The organism is Sphingomonas sp. CFBP 13720 (genome assembly GCF_014842075.1).
In the GTDB taxonomy this organism is placed as follows: domain Bacteria; phylum Pseudomonadota; class Alphaproteobacteria; order Sphingomonadales; family Sphingomonadaceae; genus Sphingomonas.
Genome location: NZ_JACYVA010000004.1, coordinates 12764 through 38220, shown reverse-complemented (window position 1 = coordinate 38220; position 25457 = coordinate 12764). Strand labels below are relative to the sequence as shown.

Below are 25457 nucleotides of genomic sequence, written 5' to 3'. Positions count from 1 at the left end.
CCGCGGCGCGTCTGAATCAGACGATCTCAGGACCTGCCCCCTGCGACGTCCGATACGTACCAAAAACAGCATTGGGCAACAATGGGCAAAGTTGGGTGAGAATGGGAGAAACCACCACTTGTACCAGAATTAATAGGATGTACTTGTTTTGTTCTTGCCAGAACCTTGTCTAACGTTGGGCAGCGCCACCATTTTCCAAAGCTGATCTAAGATAATTCCTACGAACGGCCGAATTCAGCGCGCGGGCGCGGCGGTTCCGTTGCCTTCGGGCGCGATGCCGGGCGATATGCCCAGTTCGGCAAGTGGTTCGTCGGCCAGTGCCGCATTGGCAAGTTCGGCGTTGGCGGCGTCGCTTGCCAGCACGGGGCTTTCGCCCACCGGCGCCTCATCGATGGCGGAGCGGAACAGCGCGCTCGCCAGCACGATCAGCAGCACGACTAGGACGAGGCCGGTGGCCCCGACACGAAGTCGTTGCAATATCTGCGATTGGTCGGAACGGGGAAGCATGTGCACCGTGCGGTTACACCGGTTAGACGCCGGTGTCGACCGCCAGCCCCTTTTCCGCCACCCATGCCGGATTGTAGAGCGTCGAGAGATAGCGGAAACCGGTATCGCACAGGATCGTCACCACCCGGCTGCCCGACCCGAGTTGCCGTGCCAGCCGTACCGCGCCCGCCACGTTGATCCCCGACGAAAGGCCGAGGCACAGTCCCTCCTCCGCCAGCAGGCGGCGGACCCATTCCATCCCCTCCGCATCCGAAATGCGAAACTGCGTGTCGATCGGCGCGCCTTCCAGATTGGCGGTGATCCGCCCCTGCCCGATCCCTTCGGCGACCGAGCTTCCCTCCGACCGCAATTCGCCATGCGCGTAATAGTCGTACAGCGCCGCGCCATGCGGATCGGACAGCGCGATCGTGATCCGCTCGTCCTTTTCCTTCAGGCCTAGGCCGACGCCCGCGATCGTGCCGCCAGTGCCCGCCGCACAGGTAAAGCCGTCGATCCGGCCACCCATCTGTTCCCAGATCTCCGCCGACGTGCCGACGATATGCGCGCGGCGATTGGCGGTGTTGTCGAACTGGTTCGCCCAGATCGCGTTCGGCGTCTCCTCCGCGATCCGGCGGCTGGTGTGGACGAAATGACCCGGGTTCGAATAGGGCGCGGCCGGCACCAGCACCAGCTCCGCCCCCAGCGCGCGCAGCGTGTCCATCTTTTCACGGCTCTGCGTCTCGGGCATGACGATGATCGTCTTGTACCCCTTGGCATTGGCGACCAGCGCGAGGCCGATGCCGGTATTGCCCGCCGTCCCCTCGACGATGGTGCCGCCCGGATCGATCGCGCCCCGCGCCTCCGCGTCCTCGACGATGAACAGCGCCGCGCGATCCTTCACGCTGGCGCCCGGATTGGCGAACTCGCACTTGGCGAAGATTTCCGCCCCGGCCGCCTCACTGGGACCGGCAAGGCGAACGAGCGGCGTATTGCCGATCAGGGCGAGCGTGTCGGGAGCGATGTGCATGACGTCAAGATGGCCTCAAGGCCGCAACCGGACAAGCGGCCCGCGGCGTAGAATGGATATGGGCGGACGAACCTGCGCTACCCCGCCCGGGCAGCGTCATCCCGCCAGCGCGTCGACCAGCGCGCGGACCTTGGCCTGACGCCATTGCGGCAGGGGTGCGACCAACCAGTAGCCCAGCCGCCCGGCCTTCGGATCGCCGACCACCCGGACCCGCCCGGCGGCGATATCGTCGCGGGCGATCAGTTCGGGGACGGTCGCGCGGCCCAGCCCCGCCGCCGCCGCATCGATCGCCAGACCGGCATCGGCAACGCGTACCAGCGCGGTAGCATCCTCGGGCGAACAGCCGGGCCAGCCGATCCGCGTGTCCGCGCCGCCGCCACGTTCGATCGTGACCATGCCGTCGGACTCGAGCGCCTCGCCCTCATGCGCGCCCGGTCCTTCGCCCCAGCGGATCGCGAGGTCGATATTCGCTTCGGTGAAGTCGATCGCGTCGTCGGCGGCGATCAGCACGAAACGCAGGTCGGCGTCCCCGGCGGCGATGCGGGCCAGCCGGGGCAGCAGCCATTTCTGGGTCAGGTCGCGCGGCGCGGCGATGGTCAGCGACTTGGACGACTGCCCCGCCTGCATCGCACGCACCGCTTCCTCGAATTGCAGGAAGCCGCCGCGCAGTGCAGCAAGACCCGCCTCGCCCTCCGGCGTCAGTTCCAGCCCGCGCGTCGTGCGGCGGAACAGCACGACGCCCAGCGTATCCTCCAACGCGCGAACCTGCTGCCCGACGGCGGCGGGGGTCACCGCCAGTTCGTCAGCGGCGCGCGTAAAGGACAGGTGCCGGGCAGCGGCATCGAGCACGCGCAGGCCGTTGAGGGGAAGATGCGTGCGCTTCATCGAGTGGTCCCCGCGCTCATACGCCGACCGCCGGGGCGGAAAGCTGGAACTTCGGGATCGTCACGTCGAACGTCTCCCCATCGTCACCGACCATGTGATAGCTGCCCTGCATCGCGCCGGTCGGCGTCGACAGCGGACAGCCAGACACATAGTCGAAGCTGCCGCCCGGTTCGATCACTGGTTGTTCGCCGATCACCCCCTCGCCCTCGACGCTGTGGCGCGCGCCGCGACCGTCGGTGATGATCCAGCGGCGCGTCAACAACTGCACCGTGCGGTCCGACCCGTTTTCGATGCGGATGTGATAGGCCCAGAACCAGCGCCCCGCCGCCGACTGCGACTGTTCGGGCAGGTAGGTCGCCGATACCCGCACCGCGATGCCGGCGGTCGTTGCCTCGTGCGGGAACAGCGCCTTCATCACAGCCCGGCGACGCCCAGCGCGTGGTCGAGATCGGCGATGACGTCGGCTGGGTCCTCCAGGCCGACGTTAATGCGGATCATGCCTTCGTCGATCCCCATCTCGATCCGCTTTTCCTCCGCCACGCCCGAATGGGTCGTGGACGACGGATGCGTCATCAGCGACCGCGAATCGCCGATATTGTTCGAGATATCGACCAGTTCCAGTGCGTCGAGCAGCGCGTGCGCCTGAGTCCGTCCGCCGTCGACCTCGAACGAAAAGATCGGTCCGGCCATCGCCATCTGCGACATGGCCAGCGCGTGCTGCGGATGGCTAGGCAGGCCGGGGAAGTTGATGCGCGGCACCCGGCCTTCGAGAAACCGTCCGACCTCCAGCGCATTTTCCGACTGCCGCCGGATGCGCAGGTCCAGCGTCTCCAGACCTTTCAGCACGACCCACGCGTTGAACGCGCTGAGCGTCGGGCCGGTGTTGCGGGTGAAGGGCAGCAGCACGTCGTTGACGAATGCTTCGGTGCCGCACACCGCACCGGCCAGCACGCGGCCCTGTCCGTCCATCATCTTGGTCGCGCTATACGCCACCACGTCCGCACCATAGTCCATCGGCCGTTGCAGCGCGGGGGTGGCAAAGGCGTTGTCGACCACCGTCACGATGCCGCGTTCGCGCGCCAGCGCACAGACGGCGCGCAGGTCGACGACGTCCATCGTCGGATTGGCCGGGGTTTCGAAAAACCACACTTTCGTGTTCGGACGGCTGGCATCGACGAACGCCTGCGGATCGCGCGCGTCGACCACCGTCGTCTCGATCCCGAATTTGGGAAGCAGCGTGTCGGTGAGCCAGCGGCACGATCCGAACGCGGCGCGTCCGCCGACCAGATGATCGCCCGCCTGCAACTGGCACAGCAACGCCGCAGTCATCGCCGCCATGCCCGACGCCATGGTACGGCACGCATCCGCCCCTTCGAGCAGGGCGATGCGGTGTTCCAGCATCTCCACGGTCGGGTTCTGCAACCGCGAATAGGTCATGCCGGCCTGTTCGCCCGCGAACCGTGCGGCGGCATCGCCCGCGCAGTCATAGGCGTAGCCGGACGTCAGGAACAACGCCTCGGACGTTTCGCCATATTCGCTGCGCGCGGTGCCGCCCCGCACGGCAAGGGTTGCGGGACGCCAGTTGGCGGTGATCGATCGGTCCTGTCCGGTCTTGCGCTTCATGGGTCAGCCTTTGCGCGTTCGCGACGCCGATTTCCAGTGGGGAGTGCGCGTTCGCGACCCGCACGACGGTACGAACGTCGCTCCTCTAGGTCGTGAACTCATTAATAGTGTGGCGCGTCCGCAGTCGAGTTAGAGCGTGCAGCGCGATCCAGCATAGGGCTGTGGTCATGCCGTAGAAGCTGCCCATCGCGGTGTACTTGCCGTCTGCGCTGGAGATGAAGGCCAGCAACAAGCCGCCGCCTATAGCGCCGATCAGAATCAGCGCCGCGTAGCGCCAGACCATCGGTCGACCTCGTTCTGCGAGAGCAGCGTATGCTGTTGCGAGAAGCAAGAGCGAGCCGGGCAAGGCGAATATCAGGGGAATGAAGCTGGCCCGTTCAACGTTTCCGTAAAGGATCAGCGACGCGATGGCGCAAGCTGCAACCGCAGCAAGGGTGCTTACAAATATGATGCGCAGGACGGCCATATTCAGAGGCTACCGCAGGTTGTTGCTTTTGCGGAAGCCCGAATTGTGATTCAGCATCGGCATGAGCCGATATGATCTGACCGACTTCGAGTGGCGCGTGATCGAGCCGCTGCTGCCCAACAAGCCGCGAGGCGTGCCACGCGTCGATGATCGCCGCGTACTGAACGGTATCTTCTGGGCGCTACGTTCCGGTGCGCCGTGGCGCGACCTGCCGGAGCGTTATGGTCCACGCACCACCTGCTACAATCGCTTCGTGCGATGGCGGAAGCCAGGTGTATGGGACCGGTTGATGGACGCCATAAGCGCCGCGCACGACGGCGAGATACAGATGATCGACAGCACTTCCATCCGGGCGCACCAGCAGGCTGCGACGGCAAAAAAGGGGGTCCGGATCATTGTCTCGGTCGCAGCCGAGGCGGGCTCACGACCAAGATCCACGTCGTCGTCGATGCGCAAGGCCTCCCGATCCGGCTCGGCCTGACGGCAGGGCAAGCGCACGACGGGCAGATCGTAGACCGCCTGCTCGATCACCTCGGCCCACGCACCATCGTGTTGGCCGACAAGGCCTACGATGCCGATCGCATCCGGGAGCTGATCCAAGACCCGGGTGCCACGCAGAACATCCCGCCGAAGAGCAATCGCAAATGGAAGCCGTGCTTCAGCAAGCGGCTCTACCGCGAGCGCAACCTGATCGAGCGCTTCTTCTCCAAGCTGAAGCACTTCCGACGCGTTGCGACCCGCTACGACAAGCTCGCCGCCAACTTCCTCGCCATGGTCCAGCTCGCGTCAATGCGGCTGTGGCTGCGCGATTATGAGTCTACGACCTAGTCGCGCAACGCCCGTTCGCCTTCGAACATGTAGTCGCGGGTCAGTGGCAACGCGTGACGATCGCGCGTCAGTTGCAGCTGGTAATTGACCATTCCGCCATGCCGGAACGCCGCCGCCGCGCCCGCCAGATAGAAGGTCCACATGCGATAGAAACGGGCATCGTACAGTGCGACGATCTGCGCTTCGGCGGCGACGGTACGGTCGTACCACTGGTCGATCGTCAGCGCATAATGCAGCCGCAGCACCTCCACATCGCTCGCGATCAGCTTGGTGCCTTCGTACCCGCGCACGATCTCCGACAACGCCGGATTATAGCCGCCGGGAAAGATGTATTTGGTGGTGAAGGTGTCGGTGACGCCCGGTACGCCCATCCGCCCGATCGTGTGGAGCAGCATCACCCCGTCGGCGCTGAGCAATTCGCGACACTTGGCGAAGAAGGTCCGGTATTGCGGCGGTCCGACATGTTCGAACATGCCGACCGACACGATCCGGTCGAACGTCCCGGTGACCGCGCGATAGTCGATCAGCTCGAAACGCACCTTGTCCGCCACGCCCGCTTCCTCGACGCGGCGACGGGCGACCTTCAGCTGCTCTTCCGACAGGGTGACGCCCAACACCTCCGCACCGGTCTTTTCGTGCAGGTACAACGCCATGCCGCCCCAACCGCAGCCGATGTCGAGCACGCGCATCCCCGGTCGGATCGCCAGCTTCGCGGCGATATGCGCCTTCTTGTCGGCCTGCGCGCGTTCGAGGCTCGCGCCGGCATCGGTGAAGTAGGCGCAGCTATACTGCAGATCGTGGTCGAGGAAGAGCGCATAGAGCCGGTCGGACAGGTCGTAATGATGCGCGACGTTGCGCTTTGCCCGGCGGGCCATGTTGATCCGGTCGAACCGGTGACGCACCGCGTCGAACCAGCGGATCGGAAGCGACGGGCGCAGCCCCCCGCCCCGGCCCCACGGCGTATTGGCGGTCAGCAGTTCGACGAGATCGCGAATGTCGCCGCGTTCGAGGATCAGGTCGCCGTCCATATACGCTTCCGCCGCACCCAGCGCCGGATGGCGGACGATGCGTCCGGCGACCCCGGCATGCGCGAAGCGGATCGCGACCGACGGGAAGGCCGGGTCGGGCGAACCGAAGGTGACACGCCGGCCATCGGCATGGGTCAGGACGAGTTCGCCACGTCGAACGGTGCGGGCGAGGAAATGATCGATCAGCGCCATTCGCAATAACTTAGGAAACGGGATGGTCGATGCCTACCCCGCGTTGCCGGTCCGGTCGACTTAACGGGCATGACCGCGCAACTGGTGCTTGTCGGACGACGCAGTTCCGCTACACCGCCGCCCCATGCTTTCCCGCCTGCGCGATCGACCATGGACCACCGCCGCGCTGATCGCGGTCGCGGCGCAACTGTTGTTCGCATGGGGGCTGGGCCGGCCGGGCACGCTGTCGTTCGACGAAGTGCATTACGTGCCCGCCGCGCGCACGCTGCTATCGCTCGCCCACCCGGCCAATACCGAACATCCGCTGGTGGCAAAGGAACTGATCGCGATCGGCATCGCGCTGTTCGGCGACGATCCGTGGGGCTGGCGGATCATGGGGACGCTGGCCGCGACGGCGACCGTGCTGGGCGTGTTCGCGTGCCTGCAACTGCTGTTCCGGCGCACGCACGTGTCCGCGTTCGGCGCGGCGATGGCGGTGCTGAACCAGACGCTGTTCGTACAGGCACGCACTGCGATGCTGGACGTGTATCTGGGCGCGTTCGTGACGCTGGCGGTCGCGGCGCTACTATGGTCGATGCGCGGCGAGTGGCCGAAGGCGCGGATGGCGCTGGCGGCGATCTTGTTCGGGCTGGCGGTCGGGGTCAAATGGGCGGCGGCCCCCTATGTCGCGGGTGCGGGGGTGCTGATCCTGTGGGGGCGGCGGCGCGGATACTGGCCGGGGGCGGGCACGATCGCGCTGCTGGCGATCCTGTTCGGCGTCAGTATCGCCACCTATTTCGCGACCTTCGCGCCCGCCTTCTTCTATGCGCAGGACCCGCTGACGCTCGCGCGCCTGCTGCCGTTCCAGTGGGAAATGTACCAGCGGCAGACCCAGGTGTTGCCGGCGCATCCTTACCAATCGGCATGGTGGACATGGCCGCTGCTGATCCGGCCGATGTGGTATTTCTACCAACCCGACGAAGGGGTCCAGCGTGGGGTGCTGCTGATCGGAAATCCGGCGATCATGTGGGCCGGGCTGCTCGCGGTGGGGGCATGCCTGTGGACCGGTATGCGGCGGCGGGTGCCGGCGCTGGTCGGGGTCGGGCTGCTATGGGTAGGATCGGTCGCGGTATGGGCCGTGATCCCCAAGTCGCTCGGTTTTTATTACTACTACCACCTGTCCGGCATCTGGCTGTGCATCGCGCTGGCCGCCGCGTTTCATGCGCACGCGCGGGGTCGATGGCGGCACGCCGACGAATGGTTTGCGATCCCCGCCATCGCGCTGTTCGTGTATTTCCACCCGATCCTGTCCGCCGCGCCGCTGGACGGGCCGCAATCGTTCAACCGGTGGATGTGGTTCGGGAGCTGGCGGTGAGCCGCTACCCTCGCGCCCGGCCATAGCGGCCCCAGGTGAAGCGCGACGACAGCGCGAAGTTCCACACCGCGCCGACCGCGATACCGGCCAGCGCCGGCAGCGCCCATGCCTGTCCCCGCACATCGTACAGGAACGCCGCCAGCCCGACATTGGCGACCGCACCGACCGAACAGACGAGGCAGAACGATACCCATCCGTCGAGCAGCGCGCGCGCTCCGCGCAGCCGCCGGTCGCGATAGGTGAGCAGGTTGTTGAGGAAGAAGTTGAACGTCATCGCCGCCATCGTCGCCACGATCGTCGCGACGATGAACCCGGCCCCCGTTTCGAGCGACAGGCCCAGCGCGGCCAGATGGACGATCGCCCCCATCGCGCCGATCGTGGAGAACATGACGAAGCGCACCGGCACCACCCGCCCGAACATGCGGTCGTACAGCGCGATCAGATATTCGAGCGCGACGACGTGGTCGAGCTTGCTTTCGCCCACCGCACGGGTGCGGAACACATAGGGGAGTTCGACGAACCGGAGCGGCGCGGGCGCGGCGGTCATGATATCGAGCAGGATCTTGAACCCGATGCCCGACAGCCGGGGGACGATGCCGCGCACCACGTCGCTGCGGATCATGAAGAAGCCGCTCATCGGATCGGACAGGTCGGCGTTCAGCACCCGGCGCGACAGCCGGGTGGCCAGCGCCGATTTCGCCACCCGGTCCTGATCCCAAGCGCCCGTGCCGCCGCCCGCGACGAAACGCGATCCGATGACGAGGTCGATCGCGGGATCGGCGGCCAGCGCATCGGCCATGCGCGGCAGCAGCGCCTCGTCATGTTGCAGGTCGCCGTCGATCACCGCGACCAGTGGGGCGGCAGTCGCGCAGATCCCTTCGATACAGGCGGTCGACAGGCCGCGCCGGCCGATCCGCTGCAACACGCGGATACGCGGATCGATGCGGGCGATGTCGCGGACCGCGTCGGCGGTGCCGTCGGGGCTGTCGTCGTCGACGAAGATCGCCTCCCACGACCGCCCCGCCAGCGCCACGTCCAGTGCGGCAACCAGCCGCGCCACGTTGGCGCGCTCGTTGAAGACCGGCACGACGACGGCGAGGTCGAGCCGGGTCATGACCGTCCCCTCGCGCCCGTCCGGGTCACAGCGCCGCCAGCACCGCCTGCGTCATGGTGTCGGTCGTGTCGGCCCCGCCCAGATCGGGCGTCCGGTGCCCGGCGACCAGCGCCGCCGTCACCGCCGCCTCGACCCGGTCGGCTTCCGCCGCGCGGTCCAGCGAATGGCGCAGCATCATCGCCGACGACAGGATCGTCGCCAGCGGGTTGGCCTTGCCCTGCCCCGCAATGTCGGGGGCCGATCCGTGGATCGGTTCGTACAGCCCCTTGCGGTCCTGATTGATCGCCGCCGACGGCAACATGCCGATCGATCCGGCGCACATGCTCGCCTGATCCGACAGGATGTCGCCGAACAGGTTGCCGGTGACGATGACGTCGAACTGGCCGGGATTGCGCACCAGCTGCATCGCGGCATTGTCGACGTACATGTGCGTCAGCGCGACGTCGGGATAGTCCGCCGACACCTCGATCACCACATCGCGCCACAATTGCGAGGTTTCCAGCACATTGGCCTTGTCGACCGAACACAGCCGGCGCTGACGGGTGCGCGCGGTCTCGAACGCGACGCGCGCGATCCGTTCGATCTCACGCTCGTCATAGCGCATCAGGTCGTGCCCCTCGCGCAGTCCGGTATCGGTCGTCCGCCGGCCCTTGTCACCGAAATAGACGTCGCCGGTCAGCTCGCGCACGATCACCATGTCGATCGCCGCCGCCACTTCGGGGCGCAGCGCGGAGGCATCCTCCAGCCCAGCGAACAGCTTGGCCGGACGCAGGTTCGCGAACAGCCCAAGCGCCTTGCGCAGCCCGAGAATCGCCTGTTCGGGGCGATGCGCGCGCTCGACATTGTCGAATTCGGGATCGCCGACCGCGCCGAACAGCAACGCGTCGGCACGATGCGCCAGCGCCAGCGTGGCCGGCGGCAACGGATGGCCGTGCAGGCGGTACGCCGTTCCGCCCACCGGTGCTTCGTCGAACGTCAGTCCGCAATCGAGCGCGTCGAGCACGCGACGCGCCGCCGCCACTACTTCGGGTCCGATGCCGTCACCGGGCAGTATCGCGATCAACGCCATGCGTATCCTATCCCTTTTGCGCACGGATGTTGCGCCGATTCATGTCCGCGCTGCGCTTGCCCCAGGCAGCCCCGGTCACGCAACCGCCCTTTTCAGACGGTCGACCAGCCGCGCGCGCCCGGCGAGCACATCCGCGCTGCGGCCGGTCAACAGATCGCGGGCAAGGAAATGACCCGACAGCGCCAGCCCGTCCTGCACCGCGTCCCACGACGCCCGCCCGCCGTCGCGCAGGAACGGGGGCAGCGGCAGCAGCCGGTGTTCGAGGCCGGTGGCGGCGGCGCGGCTGACCGCACCCCCGCTTTTGGGGCTGACATGCGTCAGATCGTCGCGAACGCCGGTCGCGACGCATTCGTCGAGCGACAGGCCGAAACCGAGTTCGGACAGGATCAGCAATTCGGTGCGGACCAGCGCCCCCGCCCAGTCGCGCGCGCCGGGGGCGGCGGCGATGGCGGAGAACAGCCCGTCGACGGCGGCGTGAATACGCGGATATGCCTGCGCCTCCGGCAGGGTCGACGCGACCAGCGCGCAAATCCATTCGATCGCCGCCGCCGCCACCGGTTCGGCGAACAGCGGCGCGCGGCTGGCGACCAGTTCGAGCGTCAGCGCGGGCAATTGGGTATCGGTCCGCGCCCGCCAGTCGCCGAGGATCAGGTTGCCGGGTTGCAGGATCGGCCGGATCGCGCGGCTGCGTCCGCCCCGGACATAGCCCGGCTGCACCCCGGCAAACTGGGTCAACGCCCGCACGACCGCACCATGTTCGCCATGCGGGCGCGCGGACAGCAGGATCGCAGGGGCGTTAAGGTGCATCGCCGACAATGTAGCGGATCGACCGTCGAATACGATGCAGACTTCGGAAATGCCGACCGCTGCCGCGACGCATTCGGCCGGAGCGCAACGACGAGGATGCGGGGGCACCGAGTGCGTGCGGGAACCCCGCGAACGATATAATCACCAGGTAATTCTACCCATCACTGGGTAGATCGGCACGATATGGTTGCGGTGTACGCAATGCTATATTTTCGATCATGAGCAAATCGATCGAACCCGGCCCGGAACCCGTTCCGCGCTCCGCAGCGGAAGAACGCTAATATTTGGAAAGGCGAGCCGAACAGCACCGCCAACTTGCTGATAGTACAGTGCAAACGACTTCGCGCAACATTCACCTCCGTTTCCAGCAACTATACGAGGAACAGGCCGGGTCGATCGCGACAACACTCCCGAATTGATGCGGTCGTGAAAATCGAGGAACACGCCGGACTGATGTGGGTTATGCCAGCAACCCGGCCACCAGTTCGCCGAACCGGGCGGGAGCATTGCATGAAAATCTTGACGGTCGCCCTTTCGGGCGCGTTTGCACTCACCGCGTGTGCTGCGCCCGCAACGCGTATTTCGACCGGACTGCAACGATATGGTCTGGATACGCAACGCGCGGATTGTGTCGGTGCGCGTCTGCAGGGCGATCTGTCGATCGGGCAGCTGCAACGGCTTGGACGTGCTGCCGCCGCCTATCGCAACGGCGACACCGATCCGGGGGTCCTGTCGGCGGGCGATCTGCTGCGCGTCGCGGGTGAATTGCGTGATCCGGCCATCGCGCTGGCAATGGGCAAGGCCGCGGCGGGCTGCGGCGTCCTTTCGTAACGGCCGGGTAAAGGAAACGACATGACCGATGTTCGAACCACGGGCGGCGACCGGCATGGCGGTGACCTTTGCCGCATTCACCGTCCCCACCGGCGGCACGGTTGATCGCCGTGACGACGATGCATCCCAAAACCATGCGCGACACCGTCGACCTGCGGCATCTCCGCCAGATTATCTGCGGATTGGACGAAGGCGTGATCCTGATCGATCCCGACCAGAGCCTGCTATGGGCGAATGACGCGGCACTGGAAATGCACGGCGTAGCGGGGCTCGCCGAACTTGGCGCGACCGTCGACGAATACCGGTCGCGATTCCAGTTGCGCTATCGCAACAATCATCGGCTCAAAGCCGATGACTATCCCATCGATCGGGTCGTCGCTGGCGACGCCTTCTCGGAAGTCGTGGTCGAAGTGACGGCGGCGGGCGATGACAATCCTCGCTGGGTGCACCAAGTGCGCAGCCTCGTGCTGAACGATGCCGACGACGACGCGCCTGCCTGCCTCGTCCTCATCATTCAGGACGTGTCGGCGCGGTATGAAGCGGAAGACCGGTTCGAACAGTCGTTCGATGCCAATCCCGCTCCGGCGCTGGTCTGCCGGTTGAGCGACCTCCGGTTCGTGAAGGTCAATCAGGGCTTTCTCGACATGACCGGGCATGACCGCGACGACGTGTTGCGGCGGACGGTGTACGATATCGACGTGCTGCGCGACGCTACCGACCGCGATCTGGCAAAGGAACGGCTGTCGGAAGGCCGGACGATCCCGCAGATGGAAGCCGAACTGAAGCTGTCCGGTGGCGGTACGCGGCTGGTCATCGTGGCCGGGCAGCCGATCGACCTGCACGAACAGGCGTGCATGTTGTTCACCTTCGCCGATCTCGAACCGCGCAAAACGGCGGAGCAGGCGTTGCGTCATAGCGAGGAACGCTTCACCCGGACGTTTCAGATGGCACCGGTGGCGATGGCGGTCGGTGCGCGCGACGGACATGTCCTGTGCGAGGTGAACGAGAGCTTCTTGCGGATGACCGGCTTTGCCGTCGACGAGATCGTCGGGCGGTCGCTGGGCGATGTGAAATTATGGGACGACGCACCGACCCGCCGCTGGATCGAGGCAGCGATCGACACGGGCAACGACCTGCGCGGGCACGAAGCACGCATCCAGGCGCGCGACGGCACGCCGATCGACTGCGTCGTGTCGACCGAATCGATCCGGCTGGGCGACGACGATTGCGTCCTGTGGGCGTTTCAGGACATCACCCGGCGCAAGGCGACCGAATTCGAACTGGTCGAGGCGATCGAGGCGGTGATGAAGGACACGAGCTGGTTCAGCCGGTCGATTATGGACAAGCTGGCTCGGCTGCGTGCGCCACAGGCGGACAATGACGGCCCCGGTCTCGACGACCTGACCATACGCGAACGCGAGGTGCTGGCGCTGATCTGTCGCGGGTGCGACGACAAGACGATCGCGCGGACGCTGAACGTCGCGAGCAATACCGTGCGCAATCATGTCGCCCGAATCTATTCCAAGATCGGCGTCAACCGCCGCATCGCCGCCGTCGCATGGGCACGCGCACGCGGCTTCGACGGCAGCGGCGTCGTGGCCGAACGACCCAGACGGGAAACTGCAGCATGACCACGCGACCGACGACAAACGCCACGACGAAGGACGCCGCCGACCGCACGACCAAAGGGTCGGTGCACGAAGCGATCGGCACGCTGATGGGCGACGACGCGGCGCGCGAACGTGGCAAGGCCCAGAAACGTGCCGGCAAGGCGGCGGAAAAGGATGCCAGCTCCGCTTCCTGATCCCGACGGAGCACCGCCGGCGCGAACGGATGGCCGGACTGCTCCCAGAGCGGAATGACCGTCGCCGCCATCCCGGATGCGTCCGGGATGGCGGCGCGGCGATCAGATCAGTGCGAACTCGTCGAACTTGATCGGATCGCGCGCTGGAAAGCGCGTATCGAACGCATAGCTGCTGATCATACCCGTCGCGGTATCGAAGATGCTGTATGCCGTGATGTCGTTGCTGGACACGAACGGCACCGGCGCGGCCGCACCGGCCAGTTCCACCATTGGATTGCGCAGCGTCGGCGTGAACATCACCCGGTCGTGCGGATCGCCTTCGCGCGGATAATCGTCCTGATTCCACGTGAAGCCGGTAACGGCAGTCAGCGCGTTCGGCGCGGGCACTGCCGTACGCCGCGCCGTCAGATTTTCGACATAGGCGCCGTAGCTGTTCCCGACGTTCGACGTTTCGATGTAATTCAGCGTTCCGACCTTCGACCGGCACCACAAATGCGAATGGCCGACGTGGACCAGCTGTACGCCTGCGCCGATCAGCAACGGTTCGATGTCGTTGCGCCACAGATCGGCGGCCAGCGGATAGTCATATTTTACGAACCGCATCCGCTTGGCATCGATGATCGGCTGGATCTGCGCGTTCCACGTCGCCGGATCGATCGGGAACGCCAAGGGTCCCAGCACCTGCACCGCGCCCGCCGCATCGGTATATTCGAAGCTGGCCTGCGTCTGCGCCATCACCGGCGTCGCATTGTCGCCCAGACCGAAGACCGATTGGTGGACCATCACCACCTTGTACTTCGCGGTGCGATACGCCTCGCTCGCCAGCACTTCCTGCAGCCAGCGGTACTGGCGCGATCCCCGGGCGAACGGATGGAACTGGAAATCGCCGAAGCCCCACTCGGCCGGATTGTTCATCGATGCGGGCGCTTCGGACAGCTTGCCCTCCGACGTCGCGCTCCAGTTGCGCCAGATCCGGTTGCCGTCCATCGCGATCAGGAACATGTCGCCGATCCGCTGGGCATAATAGCGTCCGCCCTCCGGTCCCTGCGGCAGGGTGAAGATTTCCTCGTACGATACCAGCTCGAACGAATTGTCGGTGATCCAGCGTTCGCGGATCGCGGCGTCGTCCGACGGATTGACCGTCGCCTTCACCTTTTCATACGCGATCTCGGCATACCAGCGTGGCTGGGGATCGTTAAACATGGTGTTCAGATCGTTCGCGGTGTTCCACCGGCCGGAATATTCGTGATTGCCCGGGATCGGATAGATCCACCCGTTCTGGAGCAGCGCGCCGCCGGTATAGGTCGATGCGGGCTGCCATTTGCGCATCGTTCCCTGCAACGCGGCGAAGAACGGCGGCAGGTTCAGGACGCTGTTGTCGAACCATTCGGACGCGCGGTTGGGCACGTTGACCAGATCGCCCGCGAACAGGATTCCGTCGATCGGCCCCTGCGTTTCGAACACGCGCTCGTAATTGGCGGATGCCATCTTCTTGAGCTGAAGATCGGACGTCAGCAGGATCCGGGTCTTCTGCCCCGCCGCCGGCAGCGGCTGGAGCGTCGCTTCGCCGCTGCGCATCGGTTTGACGCCGTCGTTGCTGACCGCGACATAGGGAACGCGCTCCCCGGCCTTCAGGGCGGGCACGACCGCTTCGTGCTTCCAGACGTCGCGCTGCGTCAGGCCGGTATAGCTGCGGCCGCCGACGGTCGACGACGCATCCTCGTACATCCGCGACAGCGGTGTCGATGTCGCGACAACCTGCATCGCGAAGTTCGTGCCGTAGCGTACGGCATGATCGCGCCCTTTGAACTCGGTGAACCACACCACGCGCACGCTGTCCGCCGTCGGCAGTTGCAGCATGGGTTCGCTCAGCACCAGCGGTTCGCCCGCGAACATCGCGGTCGGCAGCGGTGCGGCGGTGGGGGTCGGCGTGGGGGTTGGCGTCGGTTCGGGTGCGGCGACCGCGCCGTTGCCGTCGTCGCACGCCGCGACCATTCCCGCGCCGGCGGTCGCGATCGTCAGCATGCTTGCCCGTCGTGTAAATTCGCGCCTGTTCATGTCAGCCCCCTTGCCCGTGATGCAGGGGGCATGACGATGCGGTCTTACAGACGCGCTACGTCGCGATGACGATCGTGTGGCAGTGCCGAACCCCTTACCGCGCGACCACCCGTGGAAGCGAGCGGATCGGCTCCACGGTGATCGACCGGAACCACGTCTCCGCTCCTTCGGACTGGAGCTGGATGCGACCGGCGGTCAACGGGCGGCGGGTCCCGTCCGCGCCGACCGTCGAGATACCCGTCAACACCATCACCGGCACACCGTTCAGCACATGGACCGCCCGGTCGCCCAGAACGTACAGGTCGACGACGTTCCATTCGCCCGCCGGGCGTTCGACGTCCCGCGCATTCTCGACGTTCCACAGCCGCCCCGGATTGGCCAGTTCGACCGGCGCGCCGTTCAGCCGGTAGCGCAGGTGCGGGGCGATGATCGACCGGTCCTCGACCGTGGTGGTGCGCGCGCGGGTCTCGCCGCCCACCATCACCGCCATGCCGGTGGAACCCTGCATGATCTCGAACTCGATCGCCGGCTGCCAAGTGCCGAACACCGTGCCGGGGGTGCCGTGCGTATGGTACAGCAGCCCGTTATTGGGTGGCAGGCCGACGCGCGGCGCGTACCGCTTCGCCCCCCATTTATACTCCAGCCGCAGGTGATAGTCGGACAGCGTCAGGTCGTTGACCAGACTGCCCCACGTCTCGCCCTTGATCCACAGCGCCGGGCGACCGTCGACCGTCCGCACCGCGAAGTCGCCCGCGTTGCGCCGCCCGATCGCGTCGGCGGCGGGCTTTTCGAGATAGGTCTGCGACGGATCGGCATAGCCCAGCCACGGTTGCCAGTTGCTCAGGTCGCGCGCGTTGAACAGGTCGCGTTTCGGGCCGGTGGCACGTGGAACGTCGACCAGCACCAGCCGTTGCGCCGCGGGGGCCTGCACTTGTGCGGGCGGAGGTGCGGCGGCGATCGCCGTGACCGCGATACCCGTCGCCGCAAGCGCCGCGACGATCGTCTTCGTGAAACGCATTACCGTATCTTCCTGCAAAGCTGCCGTTCGAACGATGGTCGGCCTATGCCTGTTTCAGCGCCCGCACCGCATGGTCCGTCGCCCGTGCGGTCAACGCCATGAACGTCAGCGACGGGTTCACGCACGACACCGACGCCATCTGGGCACCATCGGTCACGTACAGGTTCGTCGCGTCGTGCGCCTGGCTCCAGCCGTTCAGGACCGAGGCGCGCGGGTCCCGGCCCATGCGCGCGCCGCCCATTTCGTGGATGGCGTCGCCCGGCACATGTTCACCCTCCGAACTGGTGACGTTGCGCAGCCCGGCGGCTTTCAGCATCGCTTCCCCCTGCACCCGCGCGTCCGCCATCATCTTCAGCTCGTTCTCGCGGAAGCGGACGTCGAACCGCATCAACGGCATTCCGAACCGGTCGACCTTGGCCGTATCCAGCGTCACGCGATTGTCCTTGTAGGGAAGGCATTCGCCGAACGCGCCCATGCTGAACTTCCACGGGCCATAGGCGCGCATGCCCTGCTTCATCGATGCGCCGAACCCGACCGGGGCGGCCGGTTCGCGCCGCGCGCTGCCCTGATAGCCATAGCCACGCTTGAACCCGACATCCTCGCCATCGCGCAGGTTGCGGAAGCGCGGGACATAGACCCCGCCGGGACGCCGGCCATATTCGATCAGGTCGGTCATGCCCGGAATCTCGCCGCTGGCACCTACGCGGAAGATATGGTCCATCACATACCGACCCAGCGTGCCGCTGCTGTCGAAATGACTGCGCCCCGTCGCCGGATCGCGCGAATTCATCATGATCTGGACCGACCCCATCGCCGACGCGCACAGGAACACCATATCGGCGTTCACCACCTGCGCCTGCCCGGTATTGGCGTCGACATAGCGCACGCCGGTCACCCGCTTGCGCGCCGCGTCATATTCGAGGTTCGTGACCACGGCATCCGACTGCAGCGTCAGCCGCCCGGTCGCGCGCGCGGCGGGCAGCGTCACCGCCTGCGTCGAGAAATAGGCACCGAACGAACAGCCGTTGCTGCACTGGTTGCGGTACTGGCATTTGGTGCGGTTCTGTTCGGGCTTGTCCTCGGTAATGTTGGACAGCCGGGTGTGGATCAGCTTGCGCCCGGGAAATTCAGTTTCCAGCCGCTGCTTCAACCATTTCTCTGCCGCGTTCATCGGCATCGGCGGCTGGAATTCGCTGTCCGGCAGATAGGGCAGGTTTTCGCGCGAGCCGGACACGCCGATATATTTCTCGACATAGCTGTACCATGGCGCGACGTCGTCATACCGGATCGGCCAGTCGCCATCGATCCCGTCGCGCTGGTTCGCCTCGAAATCCTGGGGCGACCAGCGGAAGGTCCACCGGCCCCAGATCAGCGACTTGCCGCCGACCGCGCCGGGGCGGATCCAGTAGAATTTGCTGCCCTCGTCATACGCATAGGGGTTCAGCCGGTCGTTATTGTAGAACCGCTGGTTGCTGGGCGCGATATATCCGTGGCGCGCGATGAAATAATCGCTGTCGATCAGCGGCTCGGGCATCATGTTGCGCGCCGGCACCTCGAATGCGGGCTTGCCGTCATATGCATAGCCCTCGCCATGCTCGACCATCACGCCGCGATCGAGCATCAGCACGCGCAGCCCCTTTTCGGTCAGTTCCTTCGCCGCGAAACCGCCGCTGACGCCCGAACCGATGACGATCGCATCGAACCTGTTGGTCGAAGCCATGTTCCTACCCTTTCGTCAGGCGTCTAGAAGCGCAACGCGCGCAACGTCGCAAAGCTGGTCGTGATATCGGGCAGATAGGGCGCGGGCGCCTGATCGTTCTCGACATAGAAATGCCGCACGCCCGCCCCCGCCCTGCGCCGGAACAGCGCGGCGAAATCGATCGTCCCCTGCCCCACCGCCGTCATCGAACGATCGGCGCGCATATCCTTGACGTGATAGGCGTAGAGCCGGCTTCCCAACCGATCGATCCACGCCGCCGCATCCTCGCCCGCATGGACCGCCCAGAAGATATCCAGCTCGACCTTCACCAGCGCCGGGTCGGTCGCCTTGAGCAGTTGGTCGTACAGGCTGACGCCGCCGGGCTTGATCGTGAATTCGAAGTCGTGATTGTGATAGGCGAAGCTCAGGCCGGCGCGCTTCAATCCGGTCGCGAAGCGGTTGAAATTGGGCAAAGCCGCCTGCCACGCCGGACCGGTGCGATGCTCGTCGGTCATGTACGGCAGTACGACGGTGTCCGCGCCCAGCGTCTTGGCCATCTGCACCGACCGGTCGAACTGGCCGAGCAGCGCGTCATAGCCGATGTGCACCGACGGCGCGCGCAGCTTCAGCCGATCCATCGTCCGCCGCAGCAGCGCATGATCCATGGTGTCATAGCCGCCGCCGCCGAATTCGACTTCGCGATATCCGATGCGCGCCACCTGTTCGAGCGCGGCGACCGGGTCTTTCTGGAAAATTTCGCGGATCGTATAGAGTTGCAGGCCGATCGGCCCGATCTGTGCCGCCGATGCGGGCGGGACGATCCGGTCGAACAGCGCGAGCGCGGCGACGCCGCCGCCCCCGGCCAGTGCGGTACGACGGCTGATCATGCGCTGTAGACCTTGTTGACGGAGGAATAGGGAAATTCGCCGTTATATTCGCCGGGAACGGGCAGATATTCGCGCTCCTGCGTCATGCCGATCTCGGACGTGTAGTATCCGGTAATCACCATCTGCCGGAACGCTTCGAAGAAGGCGGACCCGCCGGGCATCCCGTTCTCCATCGCGACGGTCAGCAACGCGTCCTGCTGCGCGGCCGTCGCGCGGCTGGCGGACAGCCTGTAATCCTTCAGGCTGCGCGCCTCGATCGCGTCCAGCCCCGCGAGGATCGGCTTGCGATCCTCCGGCGCGGCCCAGTCCGCCAGCAGCTTTTCGATGAAGGCCGGCACCCCGGCGGCGATCGCGCCGGGCGTATCGGTGGTCGGTAGCACCCGTTCGCTGAGCGCCGTCATCAGCGCGCGCTGCGCGGGCGTGAACACCGCGACGCTGGCCGGACCGTCGCTGATGACCGGCACGCGCGACGCCTGTGCAGCGTTGGCGGCGCGCGCGATCGGCGCGAACAGGCTGGTCCCGAACATGGCGGCCACCCCGGCAAGGGCGGTACGGCGGTCGATCATCGGACTTCTCCGGCGGGGGCGGAAGCGGAACCGACCGCCGCATCGGGCAACGGACGGACCCAGATATTGCGGAACGACACGGGCGAATCATGATCCTGCAACTGGATCGGGGCGGCATCGCCATGCGCTTCGTACGTCGCGACCTTCTTCCAGATGGTCGTGCCGAGCATCGCCTGATGGTTCTGCACCAGCACGCCGTTCAGGAATGCGGTGACATAGGCGGGCCGCAGCAGTTTCCCGTCCGCCGCAAAACGGGGACGTTCGAACACCACGTCATAGCTTTGCCATTCGCCCGGCGCGCGCGCCGCGTTGGCCAGCGGCGGCTTCCAGCCATAGACTGCGCCGACCGTCCCGTCGGCATAGGTCGGGTTGCGATACCCGTCGAGGATCTGCAGTTCATAGCGCTGCATGAACCAGATGCCGCTGTTGCCGCGATCCTGCGACGCCTTGGTCGGCGGGTTCGGTGACCGGAATTCGAGATGAAGCTGAACGTCGCCGAAGCTGCGTTTCGACACCAGATTATTCTCGCCGCCGCTGCTGGCGCGCGACGGAACGGTCATCGCGCCGTCCGCGACCGGCCATGCGCCGCGTTGCCCCTGCCACTGATCGGTGGATGTTCCGTCGAACAATATGATCGCGTCGGCGGGTGCGCCGCCGGGTTGCGCGGCGGGCGTCACCACCACCGGCGCAGGTCGCGCGGCGTCGTGCACGCGCCACTTGCCGTCGGGCAGCACGGGCGTGTCGGTGAACCCCGGCCGATCCTGCGCAGCCCCCGGTGCGGCCAGTGCCAGCCCGGCGATCAATGCGATCCGGTTGCGATGCATCATGCGTCCTCCCCCGATGCGCGATCGATCCGGCGGTAGGCGGCGACGAGCCGATCCTCGCCCGCGCGGCCATCGACCGAATTGCCATGTTCCATGCCGATCACCCCGGCATAGCGACGCCCGCGCAGCCATTTGACGACATTGGCATAGTTGATCTCGCCGGTGCCCGGCTCCTTGCGGCCCGGATTGTCGCCGAACTGGATATAGCCGACCTCGGCCCAGCACGCGTCGAGCACCGGGATCAAATTCCCCGACTGAATCTGTTCGTGATACAGGTCCGCGAGGATCTTGACCCCCGGCGCGTTCGCGCCGCGTGCGATGGCATAGCCCTGCGCGATGCTCTGCATATACACGCCGGGATGGTTGGTACGGGTGTTCAGCGGCTCCATCACCATCGTCAGCCCGTGCGGCGCGACGATATCGCCCGCGCGGCGCATCACGTCGATCACCCGCGCGGTCTGGATCTCCACCGGCACCTTCGGGTCCATGAAGCCGGTCACGACGGTCATGTGCTTCGCCCGCAACCGCTTGGCGACGTCGATCGACTTGCGGATGTCGGCAAGGAACCCCTCGCGGTCGCCATCGTCGTTCGCCCCCAGGATCGGGCGGGACTGCGCCCATTTCGGCATGCTGGCGACGAACACGCCCATCGTCATGCCGCGATCCGCCAGCGCCTTGGCCATCTGCGTCTGTTCGGCGACGGAGCGACCCGCCGCCTCGTTATCCTCCCACGCGGTGAACCCCTGGTCGGCGGCATAGGCGATCTGTTCGATCCGCCCGCCACGGCTGGCGAAGCTGCCTTCGTGCGGGGCATAGCCCAGCGAGAAGCGCGCCGCGTTCGATCCCGCGCCCTGTGCCCTCGCCAGTCCGGCCGCCAGCGGCGCGGACGCCGCTGCCGCCAGGATCGATCGACGCGACACGGTCATGCCCCGGCACCCGTCACTTGGCGCTTTCCGATTTCAGATAGGCGATGATCGCGGCCCGTTTCGCCGGATCGGCCATGCCGATCGGCATGCGCGTACCCGGCACCTTCTTGCCCGGTGCCGCCAGAAACTGGTTCAGCGTCGCATCGTCCCAGCGCAGCTTCGATGCCTTGAGCGCCGCCGAATAGTTGAAGCCCGGCACCGACGCGGCGGCGCGGCCCGGAACGCCGTACAGATTGGGACCGATACCGTTGCGGCCACCTTTCTGCACCGTATGACACGCCTTGCACGCGGCGAAAGCGGGCGGCGACGGGGTCTGCGCGACCGTCGGCGCACCCAGCGCGATCATCCCGGCGGCGGCGGCGATCCCGCCTGCGGTCAACATGGCAATTCTCATGCAGTCTCTCCCGGATCGATATCCGTCCATTTAATGTCCGACGTCGCGTTCGCGATCACCGCCTCGACGAACCGCGTCGTACGCAGTCCGTCGTCGACGCCCGGCCCGTGGACGTCGTCGCCGCGAATGTTGGCGGCGAAGGCGCGGTACAGGTTGCCGAACGCCTCGACATAGCCTTCGGGATGGCCCGCCGGCGTGCGCAGCAACCGCGTCGTACTCTCGCCCAACCCCGGCCCGCCCGCGCGAACGATCTCCGCTGGTCGGTCCAGCCAGCGCAGCGTCAGCGTGTTCGGCTCCATCTGCGCCCATTCCAGCCCGCCGCGCTCGCCATGAATCCGCAGCCCCAGCCCGTTTTCCTCGCCCGCCGCGACCTGACTGGCCTTCAGCGTCCCGCGCGCGGCTCCGTCGAACCGCAGCAGCACGCTGACATCGTCGTCCAGCCGGCGGCCGGGAACATGGGTCGACAGGTCGGCACAAAGCGACTCCACGCGCAGTCCCGACACATGTTCGGCCAGATGGAATGCGTGCGTGCCGATATCGCCCAGACAGCCGCCCGGCCCAGCGCGCGACGGATCGGTCCGCCATTCGGCCTGCCGGTTGCCTTCGGTATCGATCGGCTGGCTCAACCACCCTTGCAGATATTCGACCTGCACCAGCCGGATCGCGCCCAGATCGCCGCGCGCGACGCGTTGCCGCGCCTCCTCGACCAACGGATAGCCGCTATAGGTGAAGGCCAGCGCGAACCGCCGTCCGCTCGCTTGTGCCGCGCGCTCGATCGCCTGCGCTTCCGACAGGTTCACCGCCATCGGCTTTTCGCAGAAGACGTGAAAACCGGCCTCCAGCGCGGCGATCGCCATCGGGGCATGCAGATGATTGGGCGTCACGATCGCCACCGCATCGGCGCGAATATCGTCGGGCAGCGCACGCTCGCCGGCCAGCATGGCGTCGAAACTCGCATAGACGCGCTGCGGGTCGAGGCCCAGCGCCTCGCCGGTGCGGTCGTTGCGACCGGCGTCGGTGCTGAACGCGCCCGCCGTCAGCCGCCAGTCGCCGTCCAGCGCGGCGGCCATGCGGTGGATCGCGCCGATGAACGCGCCTTCCCCGCCGCCCGCCATCGCCAGTCGCAACGGATGCCGGATCATGACCCGGACAGTCCCAGGATGCTGCGGATCGCGGCGGTATCGACCCCGCTGGCGGCGAAGTCGTCGAACGCGTGGTCGGTGACGCGGATCATGTGATCGCGGATGAACGGCGCCCCTTCGCGTGCGCCGTCGTCGCCGCGCTTGATCGCGCATTCCCATTCCAGCACGGCCCAGCCGTCATAGCCATATTGGGCCAGCCGGCTGAAGATACCGCCGAAATCGACCTGCCCGTCGCCCAGCGACCGGAAGCGCCCGGCGCGGTCGACCCAGTTCTGATATCCGCCATACACACCCGAACGCCCCGTCGGATTGAACTCGGCATCCTTGACGTGGAAACACGAAATCCGGTCGTGATAGCGGTCGATGTAATCCAGATAGTCGAGCTGTTGCAGCACGAAGTGCGACGGATCGAACAGCAGCCTTGCGCGCGGATGGTGATCCACCGCGTCGAGGAACCGTTCCCATGTCGCGCCGTCGTGAATGTCCTCGCCCGCATGCACCTCGAACGCGCAGTCGACGCCCGCGTCCTCGAACACGTCGAGGATCGGGGTCCAGCGGCGCGCGAGTTCTGCGAACGCTTCCTCGACCAGTCCCGCCGGACGCTGCGGCCATGGATAGACGTACGGCCATGCCAACGCGCCGGAGAAGGTGGCATGCGCGTTCAGGCCCAGATTGGCGCTGGCCCGTGCCGCCAGCTTCACCTGTTCGACCGCCCATGCCTGTCGCGCGACCGGATTGCCGTGCACCGCTGCCGGGGCGAACCCATCGAACAGCGTGTCATAGGCCGGATGCACCGCGACCAACTGCCCCTGAAGATGCGTCGACAACTCGGTCGGCTCGACCCCGAACCGGGCGAGGCGTCCGCGCAGGTCGTCGCAATAATCCTTGCTCTCCGCCGCCTGTCGCATGTCGATCAGCTTGGGATCGCACGGGATCTGCACCCCGACATAGCCAAGCCCCCCCGCCCATTCGGCGAGATGGTCGAGCGTGTCGAACGGCGCGGCATCCCCGACGAACTGCGCGAGGAAGATCGCCGGACCCTTCATACCACCGCTCATGCCCGTGCCTCCGCCCGGCTGTCGTCCCGGAAACTGACCTGGAACAGCAACGCGATCAGCGCGGCGGCAATGGCGGGATACCACCACATTGCCTGCCAGTCGGCGATGCCCGGATTGGCGGGGAGCTGCGCATACAGGAACCCGCCGATCTGCGATCCGAGCAGCATGCCGACGCCATAGGTGAACAGCGTCAGCATCCCCTGCGCCTGCGCGTTGACTCCCTTCGGCGTCGCGATGTTGCTGGTATAGATCGCCCCGGCGACGAAGAAGAAGTCGTAGCAGATGCCGTGCAGCGCCACCCCGACATAGACCGCCCATAGCGACGCGCCGCCGTCACCGATCGCGAACAGCGCATAGCGCAACGCCCATGCCGCCATCCCGACCAGCAGCAGCGGCTTCACGCCAAAGCGCCGGTACAGCCACGGCATCGAGAACATGAACGCAAGTTCGGACATCTGCCCGATCGCCAGCGTGCCGCCGACATTCGAGATACCCGCCGCGCCGACATAAGGCGACGCATAGGCGTAATACATCGCCAGCGGGATCGAGATCAGCGTCGCGCACGCGATGAAGACCAGATACGACCGTTGCCGCAACAGGCCGAACGCCTCGACGCACAGCACTTCGCGGATCACGCTGCCACCACGCGGCGCATCGCGCGCGACGTTGGGCAGCGTCAGGCTGTACAGGCCCAGCGCGATCGACACCGTACCCGCGACGTGAAAGATCGTGGCGCTGGCCGACAATCCGGCCCAGCCGATCAGCAGGCCGGCGGCGATCCAGCCGAGCGTGCCGAACGCGCGGACGAACGGAAACCGGTCGACCCGGTCGCCGAAGCTCTTCAGCGCGATGGTGTTCGCAAGGCCGACCGTCGGCATGTACAGGATCATGTAGCCCAGCAGCAGCCATACGAACGTGTCACCATGTTCGGGCGTCACGAGCGAGGGCAGCAGGAACAGGATCGCGCCGCCGATCAGGTGCAGTACGACCATCAACAGCTTCGGGCTGAAATACCGCGCCGCCGCCATGCCCAGCAGGAACGATCCGACGATCGACGCGATCGGTCCGACCGAGAATGCGTTGGCGATCAGGTTGCCGATGCCGACGGTCTGCATGACCAGCCCCAGCGTGACGGTCCACGACCCCCAGATGAAGAACTGCATGAACATCAGCGCGCTGAGCCGCCCCGTCAGCATGCTCGACACCGGTCGCGCCGATCCCGGATATACGCCTTCCGCAGCGACCATGCGCGCTCCCTCTCCGATTGCAGTTGCCCTGCTTGTTAAGCGTCAGACTATGCAGCGCATTTCATGATGTAAAGCATTACATCGAAACCGGTCGACACGCTTCGTCGCAGGCGACATGACATGG

At 66.2% G+C, this 25457-nt stretch carries 26 protein-coding genes; 5 read left to right on the top strand and 21 right to left on the bottom strand.

The features are described from left to right. Nucleotides 1–234: 234 nt before the first annotated feature. From IFT55_RS09905 to IFT55_RS09880, 6 genes are all read right to left on the bottom strand, one after another. Nucleotides 235–507: a hypothetical protein gene (locus IFT55_RS09905; protein WP_249403752.1), complete on the bottom strand. Its 273-nt coding sequence runs from the start codon at nt 505–507 to the stop codon at nt 235–237. Nucleotides 508–529: 22 nt separating this feature from the next. After that, nucleotides 530–1513 (bottom strand): cysteine synthase A, encoded by a 984-nt coding sequence (locus IFT55_RS09900; RefSeq protein ID WP_192091607.1) that lies wholly within the window; start codon nt 1511–1513, stop codon nt 530–532. Between the two features lie 96 nt (nt 1514–1609). After that, on the bottom strand, nt 1610–2398 hold the full coding sequence (locus tag IFT55_RS09895; protein WP_192091605.1) for a LysR family transcriptional regulator: 789 nt from the start codon (nt 2396–2398) through the stop codon (nt 1610–1612). 16 nt (nt 2399–2414) lie between these two features. Continuing rightward, the gene (gene apaG / locus IFT55_RS09890) at nt 2415–2813 is read right to left on the bottom strand and encodes a Co2+/Mg2+ efflux protein ApaG (RefSeq protein WP_192091604.1); all 399 of its coding nucleotides are present in this window, start codon (nt 2811–2813) and stop codon (nt 2415–2417) included. After that, entirely contained in the window at nt 2813–4021 is a 1209-nt protein-coding gene (locus tag IFT55_RS09885; RefSeq protein WP_192091602.1) for a trans-sulfuration enzyme family protein, read from the bottom strand. Before IFT55_RS09885 ends, apaG begins: the two co-directional genes overlap by 1 nt. A gap of 85 nt (nt 4022–4106) precedes the next feature. Continuing rightward, entirely contained in the window at nt 4107–4487 is a 381-nt protein-coding gene (locus IFT55_RS09880) for a hypothetical protein (protein WP_192091600.1), read from the bottom strand. Nucleotides 4488–4548: 61 nt separating this feature from the next. On the opposite strand from IFT55_RS09880, the gene IFT55_RS09875 reads away from it, so the two are divergent. Next, a protein-coding gene (locus IFT55_RS09875; protein ID WP_192091599.1) for an IS5 family transposase occupies nt 4549–5315 on the top strand; the annotation gives its coding sequence in 2 pieces (ribosomal slippage) (nt 4549–4873 and nt 4873–5315; 768 coding nt in all). Here the strand turns inward: IFT55_RS09875 and IFT55_RS09870 are convergent. Beyond that, nucleotides 5312–6535 carry an SAM-dependent methyltransferase gene (locus IFT55_RS09870; RefSeq protein ID WP_192091598.1) on the bottom strand — a complete coding sequence of 408 codons (1224 nt, stop codon included), beginning with the start codon at nt 6533–6535 and terminating at the stop codon, nt 5312–5314. The genes IFT55_RS09875 and IFT55_RS09870 overlap by 4 nt on opposite strands. A gap of 124 nt (nt 6536–6659) precedes the next feature. On the opposite strand from IFT55_RS09870, the gene IFT55_RS09865 reads away from it, so the two are divergent. Then, nucleotides 6660–7889, top strand: a complete 1230-nt coding sequence (locus tag IFT55_RS09865; protein ID WP_192091597.1) for a phospholipid carrier-dependent glycosyltransferase — start codon at nt 6660–6662, stop codon at nt 7887–7889. A gap of 4 nt (nt 7890–7893) precedes the next feature. On the opposite strand, the gene IFT55_RS09860 is transcribed toward IFT55_RS09865, so the two are convergent. The 3 genes from IFT55_RS09860 to recO all read right to left on the bottom strand — a co-directional run bounded on the left by IFT55_RS09860 (nt 7894) and on the right by recO (nt 10879). Beyond that, complete coding sequence (locus IFT55_RS09860) at nt 7894–9003, bottom strand: glycosyltransferase family 2 protein (RefSeq protein ID WP_192091591.1); 1110 nt, start codon at nt 9001–9003, stop codon at nt 7894–7896. 25 nt (nt 9004–9028) lie between these two features. Next, nucleotides 9029–10072 (bottom strand): 3-isopropylmalate dehydrogenase, encoded by a 1044-nt coding sequence (leuB, locus tag IFT55_RS09855; protein WP_192091589.1) that lies wholly within the window; start codon nt 10070–10072, stop codon nt 9029–9031. A gap of 75 nt (nt 10073–10147) precedes the next feature. Further along, nucleotides 10148–10879 (bottom strand): DNA repair protein RecO, encoded by a 732-nt coding sequence (recO, locus tag IFT55_RS09850; protein ID WP_192091587.1) that lies wholly within the window; start codon nt 10877–10879, stop codon nt 10148–10150. 510 nt (nt 10880–11389) lie between these two features. On the opposite strand from recO, the gene IFT55_RS09845 reads away from it, so the two are divergent. From IFT55_RS09845 to IFT55_RS09835, 3 genes are all read left to right on the top strand, one after another. Continuing rightward, complete coding sequence (locus IFT55_RS09845; RefSeq protein ID WP_192091585.1) at nt 11390–11710, top strand: hypothetical protein; 321 nt, start codon at nt 11390–11392, stop codon at nt 11708–11710. Between the two features lie 134 nt (nt 11711–11844). Next, nucleotides 11845–13341 (top strand): PAS domain S-box protein, encoded by a 1497-nt coding sequence (locus IFT55_RS09840; RefSeq protein ID WP_249403751.1) that lies wholly within the window; start codon nt 11845–11847, stop codon nt 13339–13341. Continuing rightward, nucleotides 13338–13514, top strand: coding sequence for a CsbD family protein (locus IFT55_RS09835; RefSeq protein ID WP_192091583.1), 177 nt, complete (start codon nt 13338–13340; stop codon nt 13512–13514). The genes IFT55_RS09840 and IFT55_RS09835 overlap by 4 nt, the downstream gene beginning before the upstream one ends. Before the next feature lie 102 nt (nt 13515–13616). On the opposite strand, the gene IFT55_RS09830 is transcribed toward IFT55_RS09835, so the two are convergent. The 11 genes from IFT55_RS09830 to IFT55_RS09780 form a co-directional block, all read right to left on the bottom strand. After that, a complete protein-coding gene (locus IFT55_RS09830; RefSeq protein WP_192091582.1) occupies nt 13617–15572 on the bottom strand; it encodes a metallophosphoesterase in 1956 nt (651 codons plus the stop codon). A gap of 94 nt (nt 15573–15666) precedes the next feature. Beyond that, on the bottom strand, nt 15667–16590 hold the full coding sequence (locus IFT55_RS09825) for a 3-keto-disaccharide hydrolase (RefSeq protein ID WP_192091581.1): 924 nt from the start codon (nt 16588–16590) through the stop codon (nt 15667–15669). Nucleotides 16591–16633: 43 nt separating this feature from the next. Next, nucleotides 16634–18310 (bottom strand): GMC family oxidoreductase, encoded by a 1677-nt coding sequence (locus IFT55_RS09820; RefSeq protein ID WP_192091580.1) that lies wholly within the window; start codon nt 18308–18310, stop codon nt 16634–16636. A 23-nt stretch (nt 18311–18333) separates the two neighbouring features. Next, nucleotides 18334–19176 (bottom strand): sugar phosphate isomerase/epimerase family protein, encoded by an 843-nt coding sequence (locus IFT55_RS09815; RefSeq protein WP_192091579.1) that lies wholly within the window; start codon nt 19174–19176, stop codon nt 18334–18336. After that, entirely contained in the window at nt 19173–19742 is a 570-nt protein-coding gene (locus IFT55_RS09810) for a gluconate 2-dehydrogenase subunit 3 family protein (protein WP_192091578.1), read from the bottom strand. The genes IFT55_RS09815 and IFT55_RS09810 overlap by 4 nt, the downstream gene beginning before the upstream one ends. After that, nucleotides 19739–20569, bottom strand: a complete 831-nt coding sequence (locus IFT55_RS09805; protein WP_249403750.1) for a 3-keto-disaccharide hydrolase — start codon at nt 20567–20569, stop codon at nt 19739–19741. Before IFT55_RS09805 ends, IFT55_RS09810 begins: the two co-directional genes overlap by 4 nt. Next, nucleotides 20566–21492, bottom strand: coding sequence for a hydroxypyruvate isomerase family protein (locus tag IFT55_RS09800; RefSeq protein ID WP_192091576.1), 927 nt, complete (start codon nt 21490–21492; stop codon nt 20566–20568). Before IFT55_RS09800 ends, IFT55_RS09805 begins: the two co-directional genes overlap by 4 nt. Nucleotides 21493–21505: 13 nt before the next feature. Then, the gene (locus IFT55_RS09795) at nt 21506–21886 is read right to left on the bottom strand and encodes a c-type cytochrome (RefSeq protein ID WP_192091574.1); all 381 of its coding nucleotides are present in this window, start codon (nt 21884–21886) and stop codon (nt 21506–21508) included. Next, nucleotides 21883–23028, bottom strand: coding sequence for a Gfo/Idh/MocA family protein (locus tag IFT55_RS09790; RefSeq protein WP_192091572.1), 1146 nt, complete (start codon nt 23026–23028; stop codon nt 21883–21885). Before IFT55_RS09790 ends, IFT55_RS09795 begins: the two co-directional genes overlap by 4 nt. After that, nucleotides 23025–24086: a sugar phosphate isomerase/epimerase family protein gene (locus tag IFT55_RS09785; RefSeq protein WP_249403749.1), complete on the bottom strand. Its 1062-nt coding sequence runs from the start codon at nt 24084–24086 to the stop codon at nt 23025–23027. The genes IFT55_RS09790 and IFT55_RS09785 overlap by 4 nt, the downstream gene beginning before the upstream one ends. Then, entirely contained in the window at nt 24083–25333 is a 1251-nt protein-coding gene (locus IFT55_RS09780) for an MFS transporter (protein ID WP_192091570.1), read from the bottom strand. The genes IFT55_RS09785 and IFT55_RS09780 overlap by 4 nt, the downstream gene beginning before the upstream one ends. Nucleotides 25334–25457 lie beyond the last annotated feature (124 nt).

Excerpts from the sequence above, each read along its gene's own strand:
- IFT55_RS09905 (WP_249403752.1), bottom strand. The coding sequence starts at position 507 with ATGCTTCCCCGTTCCGACCAATCGCAGATATTGCAACGACTTCGTGTC.
- IFT55_RS09900 (WP_192091607.1), bottom strand. The coding sequence starts at position 1,513 with ATGCACATCGCTCCCGACACGCTCGCCCTGATCGGCAATACGCCGCTC.
- IFT55_RS09895 (WP_192091605.1), bottom strand. The coding sequence starts at position 2,398 with ATGAAGCGCACGCATCTTCCCCTCAACGGCCTGCGCGTGCTCGATGCC.
- apaG (WP_192091604.1), bottom strand. The coding sequence starts at position 2,813 with ATGAAGGCGCTGTTCCCGCACGAGGCAACGACCGCCGGCATCGCGGTG.
- IFT55_RS09885 (WP_192091602.1), bottom strand. The coding sequence starts at position 4,021 with ATGAAGCGCAAGACCGGACAGGACCGATCGATCACCGCCAACTGGCGT.
- IFT55_RS09880 (WP_192091600.1), bottom strand. The coding sequence starts at position 4,487 with ATGGCCGTCCTGCGCATCATATTTGTAAGCACCCTTGCTGCGGTTGCA.
- IFT55_RS09870 (WP_192091598.1), bottom strand. The coding sequence starts at position 6,535 with ATGGCGCTGATCGATCATTTCCTCGCCCGCACCGTTCGACGTGGCGAA.
- IFT55_RS09865 (WP_192091597.1), top strand. The coding sequence starts at position 6,660 with ATGCTTTCCCGCCTGCGCGATCGACCATGGACCACCGCCGCGCTGATC.
- IFT55_RS09860 (WP_192091591.1), bottom strand. The coding sequence starts at position 9,003 with ATGACCCGGCTCGACCTCGCCGTCGTCGTGCCGGTCTTCAACGAGCGC.
- leuB (WP_192091589.1), bottom strand. The coding sequence starts at position 10,072 with ATGGCGTTGATCGCGATACTGCCCGGTGACGGCATCGGACCCGAAGTA.
- recO (WP_192091587.1), bottom strand. The coding sequence starts at position 10,879 with ATGCACCTTAACGCCCCTGCGATCCTGCTGTCCGCGCGCCCGCATGGC.
- IFT55_RS09845 (WP_192091585.1), top strand. The coding sequence starts at position 11,390 with ATGAAAATCTTGACGGTCGCCCTTTCGGGCGCGTTTGCACTCACCGCG.
- IFT55_RS09840 (WP_249403751.1), top strand. The coding sequence starts at position 11,845 with ATGCGCGACACCGTCGACCTGCGGCATCTCCGCCAGATTATCTGCGGA.
- IFT55_RS09835 (WP_192091583.1), top strand. The coding sequence starts at position 13,338 with ATGACCACGCGACCGACGACAAACGCCACGACGAAGGACGCCGCCGAC.
- IFT55_RS09830 (WP_192091582.1), bottom strand. The coding sequence starts at position 15,572 with ATGAACAGGCGCGAATTTACACGACGGGCAAGCATGCTGACGATCGCG.
- IFT55_RS09825 (WP_192091581.1), bottom strand. The coding sequence starts at position 16,590 with ATGCGTTTCACGAAGACGATCGTCGCGGCGCTTGCGGCGACGGGTATC.
- IFT55_RS09820 (WP_192091580.1), bottom strand. The coding sequence starts at position 18,310 with ATGGCTTCGACCAACAGGTTCGATGCGATCGTCATCGGTTCGGGCGTC.
- IFT55_RS09815 (WP_192091579.1), bottom strand. The coding sequence starts at position 19,176 with ATGATCAGCCGTCGTACCGCACTGGCCGGGGGCGGCGGCGTCGCCGCG.
- IFT55_RS09810 (WP_192091578.1), bottom strand. The coding sequence starts at position 19,742 with ATGATCGACCGCCGTACCGCCCTTGCCGGGGTGGCCGCCATGTTCGGG.
- IFT55_RS09805 (WP_249403750.1), bottom strand. The coding sequence starts at position 20,569 with ATGATGCATCGCAACCGGATCGCATTGATCGCCGGGCTGGCACTGGCC.
- IFT55_RS09800 (WP_192091576.1), bottom strand. The coding sequence starts at position 21,492 with ATGACCGTGTCGCGTCGATCGATCCTGGCGGCAGCGGCGTCCGCGCCG.
- IFT55_RS09795 (WP_192091574.1), bottom strand. The coding sequence starts at position 21,886 with ATGAGAATTGCCATGTTGACCGCAGGCGGGATCGCCGCCGCCGCCGGG.
- IFT55_RS09790 (WP_192091572.1), bottom strand. The coding sequence starts at position 23,028 with ATGATCCGGCATCCGTTGCGACTGGCGATGGCGGGCGGCGGGGAAGGC.
- IFT55_RS09785 (WP_249403749.1), bottom strand. The coding sequence starts at position 24,086 with ATGAGCGGTGGTATGAAGGGTCCGGCGATCTTCCTCGCGCAGTTCGTC.
- IFT55_RS09780 (WP_192091570.1), bottom strand. The coding sequence starts at position 25,333 with ATGGTCGCTGCGGAAGGCGTATATCCGGGATCGGCGCGACCGGTGTCG.